The 14009-nt window shown below is 54.5% G+C and carries 7 protein-coding genes, 4 tRNA genes, 2 rRNA genes and 3 pseudogenes; all 16 read left to right on the forward strand.

Features of this window, described 5'->3' with window-relative positions; translation table 11 throughout:
- Window positions 1-190 precede the first annotated feature (190 nt).
- The 16 genes and pseudogenes from LRS56_29390 to rpoB all read left to right on the forward strand — a co-directional run bounded on the left by LRS56_29390 (window position 191) and on the right by rpoB (window position 13968).
- Window positions 191-3083, forward strand: a 23S ribosomal RNA gene (locus LRS56_29390).
- A 156-nt stretch (window positions 3084-3239) separates the two neighbouring features.
- A 5S ribosomal RNA gene (rrf, locus tag LRS56_29395) occupies window positions 3240-3355 on the forward strand.
- 158 nt (window positions 3356-3513) lie between these two features.
- Window positions 3514-4473 (forward strand): bifunctional biotin--[acetyl-CoA-carboxylase] ligase/biotin operon repressor BirA, encoded by a 960-nt coding sequence (gene birA / locus LRS56_29400; GenBank protein ID WDU62761.1) that lies wholly within the window; start codon window positions 3514-3516, stop codon window positions 4471-4473.
- A pseudogene (locus LRS56_29405) lies at window positions 4463-5213 on the forward strand (pantothenate kinase). Before birA ends, LRS56_29405 begins: the two are co-directional and overlap by 11 nt.
- 7 nt (window positions 5214-5220) lie before the next feature.
- A complete protein-coding gene (locus LRS56_29410; protein ID WDU62762.1) occupies window positions 5221-5667 on the forward strand; it encodes a hypothetical protein in 447 nt (148 codons plus the stop codon).
- A 142-nt stretch (window positions 5668-5809) separates the two neighbouring features.
- Window positions 5810-5894, forward strand: a tRNA-Tyr gene (locus LRS56_29415).
- A gap of 24 nt (window positions 5895-5918) precedes the next feature.
- A tRNA-Gly gene (locus LRS56_29420) sits at window positions 5919-5992 on the forward strand.
- Between the two features lie 26 nt (window positions 5993-6018).
- Window positions 6019-6094, forward strand: a tRNA-Thr gene (locus LRS56_29425).
- A gap of 161 nt (window positions 6095-6255) precedes the next feature.
- A tRNA-Trp gene (locus LRS56_29430) sits at window positions 6256-6330 on the forward strand.
- A 45-nt stretch (window positions 6331-6375) separates the two neighbouring features.
- Complete coding sequence (secE, locus tag LRS56_29435) at window positions 6376-6744, forward strand: preprotein translocase subunit SecE (GenBank protein ID WDU62763.1); 369 nt, start codon at window positions 6376-6378, stop codon at window positions 6742-6744.
- Window positions 6745-6753: 9 nt separating this feature from the next.
- Entirely contained in the window at window positions 6754-7287 is a 534-nt protein-coding gene (nusG, locus tag LRS56_29440; protein ID WDU62764.1) for a transcription termination/antitermination protein NusG, read from the forward strand.
- Window positions 7288-7404: 117 nt separating this feature from the next.
- On the forward strand, window positions 7405-7836 hold the full coding sequence (rplK, locus tag LRS56_29445; GenBank protein WDU62765.1) for a 50S ribosomal protein L11: 432 nt from the start codon (window positions 7405-7407) through the stop codon (window positions 7834-7836).
- Window positions 7836-8532 (forward strand): annotated as a pseudogene (gene rplA, locus LRS56_29450) (50S ribosomal protein L1). The gene rplK and the pseudogene rplA overlap by 1 nt, the downstream one beginning before the upstream one ends.
- Window positions 8533-8731: 199 nt before the next feature.
- Window positions 8732-9232, forward strand: a complete 501-nt coding sequence (rplJ, locus tag LRS56_29455; protein WDU62766.1) for a 50S ribosomal protein L10 — start codon at window positions 8732-8734, stop codon at window positions 9230-9232.
- A gap of 78 nt (window positions 9233-9310) precedes the next feature.
- Window positions 9311-9676, forward strand: a complete 366-nt coding sequence (rplL, locus tag LRS56_29460) for a 50S ribosomal protein L7/L12 (GenBank protein WDU62767.1) — start codon at window positions 9311-9313, stop codon at window positions 9674-9676.
- 219 nt (window positions 9677-9895) lie between these two features.
- Window positions 9896-13968: pseudogene (gene rpoB, locus LRS56_29465) on the forward strand (DNA-directed RNA polymerase subunit beta).
- Window positions 13969-14009: the final 41 nt, after the last annotated feature.

Raw genomic sequence — 14009 nt, forward strand, 5'->3', positions numbered from 1 at the left:
ATGTTGATTTCTAGTCTTTGATTAGATCGTTCTTTAAAAATTTGGGTATGTGATAGAAAGATAGACTGAACGTTACTTTCACTGGTAACGGATCAGGCTAAGGTAAAATTTGTGAGTTCTCTTAGTTGAGAAATTCGAATTTTCGGCGAATGTTGTCTTCACAGTATAACCAGATTGCTTGGGGTTATATGGTCAAGTGAAGAAGCGCATACGGTGGATGCCTTGGCAGTCAGAGGCGATGAAAGACGTGGTAGCCTGCGAAAAGCTTCGGGGAGTCGGCAAACAGACTTTGATCCGGAGATGTCTGAATGGGGGAACCCAGCCATCATAAGATGGTTATCTTGTACTGAATACATAGGTGCAAGAGGCGAACCAGGGGAACTGAAACATCTAAGTACCCTGAGGAAAAGAAATCAACCGAGATTCCCTTAGTAGTGGCGAGCGAACGGGGACTAGCCCTTAAGTGGCTTTGAGATTAGCGGAACGCTCTGGAAAGTGCGGCCATAGTGGGTGATAGCCCTGTACGCGAAAATCTCTTAGTCATGAAATCGAGTAGGACGGAGCACGAGAAACTTTGTCTGAATATGGGGGGACCATCCTCCAAGGCTAAATACTACTGACTGACCGATAGTGAACTAGTACCGTGAGGGAAAGGCGAAAAGAACCCCCGGAGAGGGGAGTGAAATAGATCCTGAAACCGTATGCGTACAAGCAGTGGGAGCCCACTTTGTTGGGTGACTGCGTACCTTTTGTATAATGGGTCAGCGACTTATTTTCAGTGGCGAGCTTAACCGAATAGGGGAGGCGTAGCGAAAGCGAGTCTTAATAGGGCGTCTAGTCGCTGGGAATAGACCCGAAACCGGGCGATCTATCCATGGGCAGGTTGAAGGTTGGGTAACACTAACTGGAGGACCGAACCGACTACCGTTGAAAAGTTAGCGGATGACCTGTGGATCGGAGTGAAAGGCTAATCAAGCTCGGAGATAGCTGGTTCTCCTCGAAAGCTATTTAGGTAGCGCCTCATGTATCACTGTAGGGGGTAGAGCACTGTTTCGGCTAGGGGGTCATCCCGACTTACCAAACCGATGCAAACTCCGAATACCTACAAGTGCCGAGCATGGGAGACACACGGCGGGTGCTAACGTCCGTCGTGAAAAGGGAAACAACCCAGACCGTCAGCTAAGGTCCCAAAGTTATGGTTAAGTGGGAAACGATGTGGGAAGGCTTAGACAGCTAGGAGGTTGGCTTAGAAGCAGCCACCCTTTAAAGAAAGCGTAATAGCTCACTAGTCGAGTCGGCCTGCGCGGAAGATGTAACGGGGCTCAAACCATACACCGAAGCTACGGGTATCACGTAAGTGATGCGGTAGAGGAGCGTTCTGTAAGCCTGTGAAGGTGAGTTGAGAAGCTTGCTGGAGGTATCAGAAGTGCGAATGCTGACATGAGTAACGACAATGGGTGTGAAAAACACCCACGCCGAAAGACCAAGGTTTCCTGCGCAACGTTAATCGACGCAGGGTTAGTCGGTCCCTAAGGCGAGGCTGAAAAGCGTAGTCGATGGAAAACAGGTTAATATTCCTGTACTTCTGGTTATTGCGATGGAGGGACGGAGAAGGCTAGGCCAGCTTGGCGTTGGTTGTCCAAGTTTAAGGTGGTAGGCTGAGATCTTAGGTAAATCCGGGATCTTAAGGCCGAGAGCTGATGACGAGTTAACTTTTAGTTAACGAAGTGGTTGATGCCATGCTTCCAAGAAAAGCTTCTAAGCTTCAGGTAACCAGGAACCGTACCCCAAACCGACACAGGTGGTTGGGTAGAGAATACCAAGGCGCTTGAGAGAACTCGGGTGAAGGAACTAGGCAAAATGGCACCGTAACTTCGGGAGAAGGTGCGCCGGTGAGGGTGAAGGACTTGCTCCGTAAGCTCATGCCGGTCGAAGATACCAGGCCGCTGCGACTGTTTATTAAAAACACAGCACTCTGCAAACACGAAAGTGGACGTATAGGGTGTGACGCCTGCCCGGTGCCGGAAGGTTAATTGATGGGGTTAGCTAACGCGAAGCTCTTGATCGAAGCCCCGGTAAACGGCGGCCGTAACTATAACGGTCCTAAGGTAGCGAAATTCCTTGTCGGGTAAGTTCCGACCTGCACGAATGGCGTAACGATGGCGGCGCTGTCTCCACCCGAGACTCAGTGAAATTGAAATCGCTGTGAAGATGCAGTGTATCCGCGGCTAGACGGAAAGACCCCGTGAACCTTTACTATAGCTTTGCACTGGACTTTGAATTTGCTTGTGTAGGATAGGTGGGAGGCTTTGAAGCGTGGACGCCAGTCTGCGTGGAGCCAACCTTGAAATACCACCCTGGCAACTTTGAGGTTCTAACTCAGGTCCGTTATCCGGATCGAGGACAGTGTATGGTGGGTAGTTTGACTGGGGCGGTCTCCTCCTAAAGAGTAACGGAGGAGTACGAAGGTGCGCTCAGACCGGTCGGAAATCGGTCGTAGAGTATAAAGGCAAAAGCGCGCTTGACTGCGAGACAGACACGTCGAGCAGGTACGAAAGTAGGTCTTAGTGATCCGGTGGTTCTGTATGGAAGGGCCATCGCTCAACGGATAAAAGGTACTCCGGGGATAACAGGCTGATACCGCCCAAGAGTTCATATCGACGGCGGTGTTTGGCACCTCGATGTCGGCTCATCACATCCTGGGGCTGAAGCCGGTCCCAAGGGTATGGCTGTTCGCCATTTAAAGTGGTACGCGAGCTGGGTTTAGAACGTCGTGAGACAGTTCGGTCCCTATCTGCCGTGGACGTTTGAGATTTGAGAGGGGCTGCTCCTAGTACGAGAGGACCGGAGTGGACGAACCTCTGGTGTTCCGGTTGTCACGCCAGTGGCATTGCCGGGTAGCTATGTTCGGAATAGATAACCGCTGAAAGCATCTAAGCGGGAAACTAGCCTCAAGATGAGATCTCACTGGAACCTTGAGTTCCCTGAAGGGCCGTCGAAGACTACGACGTTGATAGGTTGGGTGTGTAAGCGCTGTGAGGCGTTGAGCTAACCAATACTAATTGCCCGTGAGGCTTGACCATATAACACCCAAGCAATTTGCTGACCTGAGAAGGCACCAGATTGCGGTGTGTGAAGACGAAATGAACCGAAAGTTCGACGTTCACAAACACCGAAAGCTATCACATACCCAATTTGCTGAAGCGAGGCCAGCTGGTCACGACTCAGTACCCGAATTTCTTGACGACCATAGAGCATTGGAACCACCTGATCCCATCCCGAACTCAGTAGTGAAACGATGCATCGCCGATGGTAGTGTGGGGTTTCCCCATGTGAGAGTAGGTCATCGTCAAGATTAAATTCCAGAACCCCTGTTTGCTAACGCAAACAGGGGTTTTGTTTTTGGGCGGTCGGAAAGTGCTAAGGGCCCCTTCAGTGCCTAAAGTCCCGCCTTTCTATGCAATGACCCTGCGCATGGCTATCATGCGTGCCTCATTGTGAGGCGATACTTGCATGCTGACGTTGTTAGAACTTCTAAAAGATGGCCGCTTCCACTCTGGAGAAGCACTTGGCGCTGCCCTTGGCGTTAGTCGCAGTGCTGTCTGGAAGCAGCTCCAGCACCTTGAGGCTGAATTGAATCTGCCCATCCATAAGATCCGTGGCAAGGGCTATCAGTTGGCGTCGCCGCTGGTGTTTCTGAACGCTGATGACATTGAGCGGAATGCGCCTTGCTTGGGCTGGCCCGTTCATATCTCCGATTCCATTGACTCCACTAACGCCGAGGCCTTGCGCCTTGTTGATAGTGGGTGTGCGGCGCCGTTCCTGGTGCTTGCGGAACAGCAAACAGCAGGAAGAGGCAGGCGCGGTCGCAAGTGGGTCAGCCCCTTCGCCCAGAACGTGTATTACAGCCTTGTGCTGCGAATTGAGGGCGGTCTTCGGCAGCTGGAGGGAATGAGCCTCGTTGTCGGTCTGGCCGTCATGCAGTCCCTGCGCGAGTCAGGTGTGCAGGGTGCGGCCTTGAAGTGGCCAAACGACGTCTTGGTGGGGCACAAAAAAATTGCCGGGATTTTGCTGGAGTTGGTAGGCGATCCTGCTGACATCTGCCACGTTGTCCTTGGAATAGGTATCAACGTGAATATGCAGAAGGCTGATGAGGTCGATCAACAATGGACCTCTGTGCAGCTCGAAACGGGCTCTCCTGTCGATCGTAATGCGCTGGTGGCGCAATTGGGCCTGCAGTTGCAAGGCTACCTGGACCGGCATCGCGCGACCGGCTTTGCAGAGCTTCAAGAGGAGTGGGAGCAGAATCACGCATGGCAGGGCAGGGCGGTATCCCTTATAGCGGGTGTCAACCAGGTGGATGGCGTGGTGCTGGGGGTCGACCGTCAAGGCGCGTTGCGTTTAAGTGTTGATGGGGTTGAGAAAATATACAGTGGTGGTGAGTTAAGCCTGAGGTTGCGTGATGATTCTTGAGCTCGACTGTGGGAATAGCTTTATCAAGTGGCGGGTACTCGATTCGGACCTGGCGAACGCCTCCGCGGAAGGTGTCGTAGGTTCGGATAGCGCATTGATTGAAAGCTTGGTCGCGCTGCCCGGCTTGTTGCTGACGCGCTGCCGATTGGTGAGTGTTCGTGCTCAGGAAGAAACGACCAAGCTGGTCAGCGCGTTGGTGGAGGCTTTTGGCGTTGTCGTTTCTTGCGCAGCTTCTGCGCGTGAAATGGCGGGAGTGCGCAACGGCTATGAAGATTTCGAGCGTCTGGGGGCTTGATCGCTGGTTGGCGATGCTGGGTGGATTCAAATTGGCATCAGGCGCTTGCCTGGTGCTTGATTTCGGTACGGCAGCGACTGCAGATTTCATTGCTGCGGACGGTCAGCACTTGGGTGGCTTCATCTGTCCAGGTATGCCTCTGATGCGTAACCAACTGCGCACCCATACGCGCAAGATACGCTACGACGATGTCTCTGCCGAAAGGGCTCTGGAGCGCCTCGCCCCAGGTCGTTCGACTGTGGAGGCGGTAGAGCGCGGCTGCACGTTGATGCTCAGAGGGTTTGTGCTGACCCAGCTTGAGCTGGCTCGAACCTACTGGGGTGATGACTTCAGTGTATTCCTGACCGGCGGGGATGCTGAGCTGGTATCGGATGCGGTGCCGCAGGCTCGACTTGTGCCTGACCTGGTGTTTGTGGGGTTGGCGATGGCGTGCCCTTTATCTTGAGGTGATTATGCGTTGGCTGTTTTTGCTTCTACTTGTCCTCAACGCTTTCTACTACATATGGCATCAGCAAGAGGCCCCGTTGCGGGCCAAGGATGTAACGCCTCTAAGTCTCTATCGAGGCTCGCAGCAGGATATCCGCCTGCTGAGTGAGTCTGCCGACGCCGTGGTGCGTAGGGATCGGGCAAAAGCGTCTGATGCGTCGAATACCTGCTTATACATCGGTGGTTTTGCGGATCAGCGCCAGGCGCAGTCGGTCGAGCAGCGTCTCACGAGCCTGGATATCAAGGTCAAGGTCCTATTGCTGAACACGCCTGATGCCTGGGGTTACTGGCTTCGAGTGGCCCCAGAAAGCCGACGCCTGGCTGATGATCTGCCGTTTGAGAACCTTGCTAAGGAATTCAATGAGTTAAAACATAAAATAATGTTGTGCGAAGGCGTTGCAACTGTCGAATAGTTTGCATAGAATGGCGCCCGCTTCGCAGTGAAGACCTTTACGGTCTGAAGGGTGAAGCAAAGGTCAACGCAGCTAACCTCATATTTTTAATGAGAAAATGCTTGACAGAAGGCCGGCGTGATGTAGAATGCCGGCTCGCTTAGGAGGGGTTCCCGAGCGGCCAAAGGGATCAGACTGTAAATCTGACGTCTACGACTTCGAAGGTTCGAATCCTTCCCCCTCCACCATTTTTAGCGTGAGCTGCAAGCTCCGCGGGTATAGTTTAGTGGTAGAACCTCAGCCTTCCAAGCTGATGATGCGGGTTCGATTCCCGCTACCCGCTCCAAGTTTGCAGGTTGTGCACGGTGTTTCGCTCTTGTAGCTCAGTTGGTAGAGCACACCCTTGGTAAGGGTGAGGTCAGCGGTTCAAATCCGCTCAAGAGCTCCATATAACAAGGCAGATATGAAAATATCTGCCTTTGTTTTAACAGCTACCTCGGCTTGATGGTGTTGTATCTGGCTTTGTCGTCAGGTGATTTCAAGTCTAGTGGGGTTGGTTGTTGTAAAGTCTTTTTCAGGCCTGCATAATGGTCGGCCTGATTTTGTTTTAGGTCAGTAGCTCAATTGGCAGAGCGACGGTCTCCAAAACCGTAGGTTGGGGGTTCGATTCCTCCTGACCTGCCAGATTCACGTGGTGTGTCTGGCTTTCTTTTCACAGGATCTTCATAGATGACTCCTAAGGCTGAAGCTCAAAGCTCTCGTTTCGATCTCGTCAAGTGGCTCGCTGTAGTCGCGTTGGTGGTCGTAGGCGTTGTTGGCAACCAGTACTACTCTGCTTCGCCGATCCTGTACCGCGTACTCGCTTTGCTTGCTCTTGCTGCTGTAGCTGCCTTTGTAGGCCTGCAGACTGCCAAAGGCAAGTCGTTCGCAGTCCTGGTAAAGGAAGCTCGCACCGAAATCCGTAAAGTCGTTTGGCCGACTCGCCAAGAAACCACGCAGACCACGTTGATTGTTGTGGCTGTTGTTCTGGTTATGGCGTTGCTGTTGTGGGGGCTTGATTCCCTGCTCGGCTGGCTTGTTTCCTTGATTGTTGGCTAAGGGTGTCCCGTGGCTAAGCGTTGGTACGTTGTGCATGCTTACTCGGGTTACGAGAAGCATGTTATGCGCTCTTTGCTGGAGCGCGTAAAGCTCGCAGGCATGGAAGATGGCTTCGGCGAAATTCTGGTTCCCACTGAAGAAGTGGTTGAAATGCGGAATGGCCAGAAGCGCAAGAGTGAACGCAAGTTCTTCCCTGGCTACGTGCTGGTTCAGATGGACATGAATGAAGGTACTTGGCACTTGGTCAAGGACACTCCTCGTGTCATGGGTTTCATCGGCGGTACCGCTGATAAACCTGCTCCGATCACTGACAAAGAGGCGGAAGCAATTCTGCGTCGTGTTGCTGACGGTAGCGACAAGCCTAAGCCGAAGACATTGTTCGAGCCGGGTGAGGTTGTTCGTGTCACGGATGGTCCGTTTGCTGATTTCAACGGTACCGTCGAAGAAGTTAACTACGAAAAGAGCCGGATCCAAGTGGCAGTGCTCATTTTCGGTCGCTCTACTCCGGTAGAGTTGGAGTTCAGCCAGGTCGAGAAGGTCTAGCTGAGCAAGCATCCCAACCCCGCAGCCTTAGGCTGTGGGGTTTTGTCGTCACTGGGATAAACGCGCAAGTAACCGGGGAGCCTTTCGAGGCGTTCGAACCCGTAATTGGAGTGCCTCATGGCCAAGAAGATTACCGCTTACATCAAGCTGCAAGTGAAGGCCGCTCAGGCCAACCCTAGCCCACCCGTCGGTCCAGCTCTGGGTCAGCATGGCGTGAACATCATGGAGTTCTGCAAGGCCTTCAACGCCCGTACTCAGGGTCTTGAGCCAGGTCTGCCGACTCCAGTGATCATCACTGTATACAGCGACCGTAGCTTCACTTTCGAAACCAAGTCGACCCCGGCTTCGGTTTTGTTGAAGAAAGCTGCTGGTCTGACTAGCGGTTCCGCTCGTCCTAACACCGTTAAGGTTGGCACCGTAACTCGTGCTCAGCTGGAAGAAATCGCGAAAACCAAAAACGCGGATCTGACTGCAGCTGATATGGATGCAGCCGTGCGTACCATCGCCGGTTCTGCTCGTAGCATGGGCCTTAACGTGGAGGGTGTGTAATGGCTAAGCTGACCAAGCGCCAAAAGGCTATCGCCGGCAAAATCGAAGCAGGCAAGGCCTACAACTTTGTAGACGCTGCTGCCCTGCTGACCGAGCTGTCGACTGTCAAGTTCAGCGAGTCCGTTGACGTTGCTGTAAACCTGGGTGTTGACCCACGTAAATCCGACCAAGGTCGTTCGTAGCGCTACTGTGCTGCCACACGGTACTGGCAAGACTGTACGTGTTGCTGTCTTCACCCAAGGCCCAGCAGCTGAAGCTGCTCTGGCCGCCGGCGCTGATCGCGTTGGCATGGACGACCTGGCTGCCGAAATGAAAGGCGGCGACCTGAACTATGACGTAGTTATTGCCTCCCCGGATGCAATGCGCGTTGTAGGTCAACTGGGTCAGATCCTGGGTCCACGTGGCCTGATGCCTAACCCTAAAGTCGGCACCGTAACCCCAGACGTAGCTACCGCGGTTAAAAACGCCAAGGCTGGTCAGGTTCGTTATCGCACCGACAAAAACGGCATCATTCACACCTCCGTTGGCAAAGTCGGCTTTGATGCCGTCAAGCTGAAGGAAAACGTTGAAGCCCTGATCGCTGATCTGAAGCGTATCAAGCCGGCTTCCTCGAAAGGTATCTACGTCAAGCGCGTTACCCTGAGCACCACTATGGGCCCAGGTCTGGTCATCGACCAAGGCTCGCTGGACGTATAAGACACAGATTGGCGCAAGCGATTGCGCCAATTGAAAAAATTGGGGTCCCTGCCTGGCGGGGGCTATCCAAGACCGTAGGCGACGCAAGTCTTAAACCATAAGCCTACGCAGATGGTGCTCCCGGTTCCTTACCGAATCAGACACCAAAACGACATCCGGCTTCGGCCAGATGAAACGGTAACAAGCAGGAGTTAAACCCGTGGCAATTAATCTCGAAGACAAGAAGGCCATCGTCGCTGAAGTCAACGAGGCTGCCAAAGCTGCTCTGTCCGCTGTCGTGGCTGATGCCCGTGGTGTGACAGTAGGCGCTATGACCGGACTCCGTAAAGAGGCTCGTGAAGCTGGCGTATACGTACGTGTTGTACGTAACACCCTGCTCAAGCGCGCTGTTGCTGACACTGAATACAGTGTCCTCAACGACGTGTTCACCGGCCCGACTCTGATCGCGTTCTCCAAAGAACATCCAGGCGCTGCTGCCCGTTTGTTCAAGGAATTCGCCAAGAGTCAGGATAAGTTCGAGATCAAGGCAGCTGCGTTCGAGGGCAAGTTCCTCGCAGCTAACCAAATCGACGTACTGGCAACACTGCCGACCCGTAACGAAGCTATTTCTCAGCTGATGAGCGTGATTCAAGGCGCTACCAGCAAGTTGGCTCGTACTCTGGCCGCAGTTCGCGAGCAAAAAGAAGCTGCAGCAGCCTGAGGCTGAGCAACTTCTCTCGCGTTTTTTTGTTTATTTCGATGGCCGCGTAGGCCGTCCCCCAATTCAGGAAATACAGCAATGTCTATCTCCCAAGACGATATCCTCAACGCCGTAGCTGAAATGTCGGTTCTGCAGGTTGTTGAGCTGATCAAAGCTTTCGAAGAAAAATTCGGCGTTTCCGCTGCCGCTGCTTCCGCTGGCCCAGCTGTTGCTGCTGTTGCTGCTGAAGAGCAAACCGAATTCAACGTCATGCTGCTGGAAGCTGGCGAGAAGAAAGTAAACGTGATCAAGGCAGTACGTGAACTGACCGGTCTGGGCCTGAAAGAAGCCAAGGCTGTAGTTGACGGCGCTCCTGCCCAGGTTCTGGAAGCAGTGTCGAAAGACGCAGCTGACAAAGCCAAAGCTACTCTGGAAGAAGCAGGCGCTAAAGTCGAGCTGAAGTAAGCATCGACCTTGCGTCTCCAGCCCAAGCGTTAAGCTGAAGGCTGATGGCTGGTGGCTCTTGCCACCGGCCTTTTTCCGTTCTTGGCTGTCGACTCGGTCGCCGCCATTAACGCGCTGTAGCCACCCGAAGCGGTGGTGCAAACCATGGGGTTTGCAAGATTTTCTGGCTGCTCCCGTCGGAGGGGCCAAACAAGCAGGTGACCAAGCTGGGGAACGCTGATGGCTTACTCATATACTGAGAAAAAACGTATCCGCAAGGACTTTAGCAAGTTGCCGGACGTCATGGATGTCCCGTACCTTCTGGCTATCCAGCTGGATTCGTATCGTGAATTCTTGCAGGCGGGAGCGACCAAAGATCAGTTCCGCGACGTGGGCCTGCATGCGGCCTTCAAATCCGTTTTCCCGATCATCAGCTACTCCGGCAATGCTGCGCTGGAGTACGTCGGTTATCGCCTGGGCGAACCGGCATTTGATGTCAAAGAATGCGTGTTGCGCGGTGTTACGTACGCCGTACCTTTGCGGGTAAAAGTCCGTCTGATCATTTTCGACAAAGAGTCGTCGAACAAAGCGATCAAGGACATCAAAGAGCAAGAAGTCTACATGGGCGAAATCCCACTGATGACTGAAAACGGTACCTTCGTTATCAACGGTACCGAGCGTGTTATCGTTTCCCAGCTGCACCGTTCCCCGGGCGTGTTCTTCGACCACGACCGCGGCAAGACGCACAGCTCCGGCAAGCTCCTGTACTCCGCGCGGATCATTCCGTACCGCGGTTCGTGGTTGGACTTCGAGTTCGATCCGAAAGACTGCGTGTTCGTGCGTATCGACCGTCGTCGCAAGCTGCCGGCCTCGGTACTGCTGCGCGCGCTCGGTTACACCACTGAGCAAGTGCTGGACGCTTTCTACACCACCAACGTATTCAGCCTGAAGGATGAAACCCTCAGCCTGGAACTGATCGCATCGCGTCTGCGTGGTGAAATTGCCGTTCTGGACATCCAGGACGAAAATGGCAAGGTCATTGTTGAGGCTGGTCGCCGTATTACTGCGCGCCACATCAACCAGATCGAAAAAGCCGGTATCAAGTCGCTGGAAGTGCCTCTGGACTACGTCCTGGGTCGCACGACCGCCAAGGTCATCGTTCACCCGGCTACAGGCGAAATCCTGGCTGAGTGCAACACTGAGCTGAACACCGAGATCCTGGCCAAAATCGCCAAGGCCCAGGTTGTTCGCATCGAGACCCTGTATACCAACGACATCGACTGTGGTCCGTTCGTCTCCGACACACTGAAGATCGACTCCACCAGCAACCAATTGGAAGCGCTGGTCGAGATCTATCGCATGATGCGTCCTGGCGAGCCACCAACCAAAGACGCTGCCGAGACCCTGTTCAACAACCTGTTCTTCAGCCCTGAGCGCTATGACCTGTCTGCGGTCGGCCGGATGAAGTTCAACCGTCGTATCGGTCGTACCGAAATCGAAGGTTCGGGCGTGCTGTGCAAGGAAGACATCGTCGCGGTATTGAAGACTCTGGTCGACATCCGTAACGGTAAAGGCATCGTCGATGACATCGACCACCTGGGTAACCGTCGTGTTCGCTGCGTAGGCGAAATGGCCGAGAACCAGTTCCGCGTTGGCCTGGTACGTGTTGAGCGTGCGGTCAAAGAGCGTCTGTCGATGGCTGAAAGCGAAGGCCTGATGCCGCAAGACCTGATCAACGCCAAGCCAGTGGCTGCGGCGGTGAAAGAGTTCTTCGGTTCCAGCCAACTCTCGCAGTTCATGGACCAGAACAACCCGCTCTCCGAGATCACCCACAAGCGCCGTGTTTCTGCACTGGGCCCGGGCGGTCTGACCCGTGAGCGTGCAGGCTTTGAAGTGCGTGACGTACACCCGACGCACTACGGTCGTGTTTGCCCGATCGAAACGCCGGAAGGTCCGAACATCGGTCTGATCAACTCCTGGCCGCTTATGCGCGCACCAACCAGTACGGCTTCCTCGAGAGCCCGTACCGAGTTGTGAAAGACGCTCTGGTCACCGACGAGATCGTGTTCCTGTCCGCCATCGAAGAAGCTGATCACGTGATCGCTCAGGCTTCGGCCACGATGAACGACAAGAAAGTCCTGATCGACGAGCTGGTAGCTGTTCGTCACTTGAACGAGTTCACCGTCAAGGCGCCGGAAGACGTCACCTTGATGGACGTTTCGCCGAAGCAGGTAGTTTCGGTTGCAGCGTCGCTGATCCCGTTCCTGGAGCACGATGACGCCAACCGTGCGTTGATGGGTTCCAACATGCAGCGTCAAGCTGTACCCACCCTGCGTGCTGACAAGCCGCTGGTAGGTACCGGCATGGAGCGTAACGTAGCGCGTGACTCCGGCGTTTGCGTCGTGGCTCGTCGTGGCGGCGTGATCGACTCCGTTGATGCCAGCCGTATCGTGGTTCGTGTTGCCGATGACGAAGTTGAAACTGGCGAAGCCGGTGTCGACATCTACAACCTGACCAAATACACCCGCTCGAACCAGAACACCTGCATCAACCAGCGTCCGCTGGTGAGCAAGGGTGATCGCGTTCAGCGTAGCGACATCATGGCCGACGGCCCGTCCACCGATATGGGTGAGCTGGCACTGGGTCAGAACATGCGCATCGCGTTCATGGCATGGAACGGCTTCAACTTCGAAGACTCCATCTGCCTGTCCGAGCGTGTTGTTCAAGAAGACCGCTTCACCACGATCCACATTCAGGAACTGACCTGTGTGGCACGTGACACCAAGCTTGGGCCGGAGGAAATCACTGCAGACATCCCGAACGTGGGTGAAGCTGCACTGAACAAACTGGACGAAGCCGGTATCGTTTATGTAGGTGCTGAAGTTGGCGCTGGCGACATTCTGGTGGGTAAGGTCACTCCGAAAGGCGAGACTCAACTGACTCCGGAAGAGAAGCTGTTGCGTGCGATCTTCGGTGAAAAAGCCAGCGACGTTAAAGACACCTCCCTGCGTGTACCTACCGGTACCAAGGGCACTGTCATCGACGTACAGGTCTTCACCCGTGACGGCGTTGAGCGTGATGCTCGTGCACTGTCCATCGAGAAGACCCAGCTCGACGAGATCCGCAAGGACCTGAACGAAGAGTTCCGTATCGTTGAAGGCGCGACTTTCGAACGTCTGCGTTCCGCTCTGGTAGGCCACAAGGCTGAAGGCGGCGCAGGTCTGAAGAAAGGTCAGGACATCACCGACGAAGTTCTCGACGGTCTTGAGCATGGCCAGTGGTTCAAACTGCGCATGGCTGAAGATGCTCTGAACGAGCAGCTCGAGAAGGCCCAGGCCTACATCGTTGATCGCCGCCGTCTGCTGGACGACAAGTTCGAAGACAAGAAGCGCAAACTGCAGCAGGGCGATGACCTGGCTCCAGGCGTGCTGAAAATCGTCAAGGTTTACCTGGCAATCCGTCGCCGCATCCAGCCGGGCGACAAGATGGCCGGTCGTCACGGTAACAAAGGTGTGGTCTCCGTGATCATGCCGGTTGAAGACATGCCGCACGATGCCAATGGCACCCCGGTCGACGTCGTCCTCAACCCGTTGGGCGTACCTTCGCGTATGAACGTTGGTCAGATCCTCGAAACCCACCTGGGCCTCGCGGCCAAAGGTCTGGGCGAGAAGATCAACCGTATGATCGAAGAGCAGCGCAAGGTCGCAGACCTGCGTAAGTTCCTGCACGAGATCTACAACGAGATCGGCGGTCGCAACGAAGAGCTGGACACCTTCTCCGACCAGGAAATCCTGGACCTGGCGAAGAACCTGCGCGGCGGCGTTCCAATGGCTACCCCGGTGTTCGACGGTGCCAAGGAAAGCGAAATCAAGGCCATGCTGAAACTGGCAGACCTGCCAGAAAGCGGCCAGATGCAGCTGTTCGACGGCCGTACCGGCAACAAGTTCGAGCGCCCGGTTACTGTTGGCTACATGTACATGCTGAAGCTGAACCACTTGGTAGACGACAAGATGCACGCTCGTTCTACCGGTTCGTACAGCCTGGTTACCCAGCAGCCGCTGGGTGGTAAGGCTCAGTTCGGTGGTCAGCGTTTCGGGGAGATGGAGGTCTGGGCACTGGAAGCATACGGTGCTGCTTACACTCTGCAAGAAATGCTCACAGTGAAGTCGGACGATGTGAACGGTCGTACCAAGATGTACAAAAACATCGTGGACGGCGATCACCGTATGGAGCCGGGCATGCCCGAGTCCTTCAACGTGTTGATCAAAGAAATTCGTTCCCTCGGCATCGATATCGATCTGGAAACCGAATAACACGTGACGCGAATCGAGAGCGGGGCTGCTTAGCCCGCTCT

Source organism: Pseudomonas poae (assembly GCA_028869255.1).
Lineage (GTDB): Bacteria > Pseudomonadota > Gammaproteobacteria > Pseudomonadales > Pseudomonadaceae > Aquipseudomonas > Aquipseudomonas poae_C.

Bases quoted from the DNA above. Each gene is read 5' to 3' on its own strand.
- rplK (WDU62765.1), top strand. From the start codon at position 7,405: ATGGCCAAGAAGATTACCGCTTACATCAAGCTGCAAGTGAAGGCCGCT.
- birA (WDU62761.1), top strand. From the start codon at position 3,514: ATGCTGACGTTGTTAGAACTTCTAAAAGATGGCCGCTTCCACTCTGGA.
- secE (WDU62763.1), top strand. From the start codon at position 6,376: ATGACTCCTAAGGCTGAAGCTCAAAGCTCTCGTTTCGATCTCGTCAAG.
- LRS56_29410 (WDU62762.1), top strand. From the start codon at position 5,221: ATGCGTTGGCTGTTTTTGCTTCTACTTGTCCTCAACGCTTTCTACTAC.
- rplL (WDU62767.1), top strand. From the start codon at position 9,311: ATGTCTATCTCCCAAGACGATATCCTCAACGCCGTAGCTGAAATGTCG.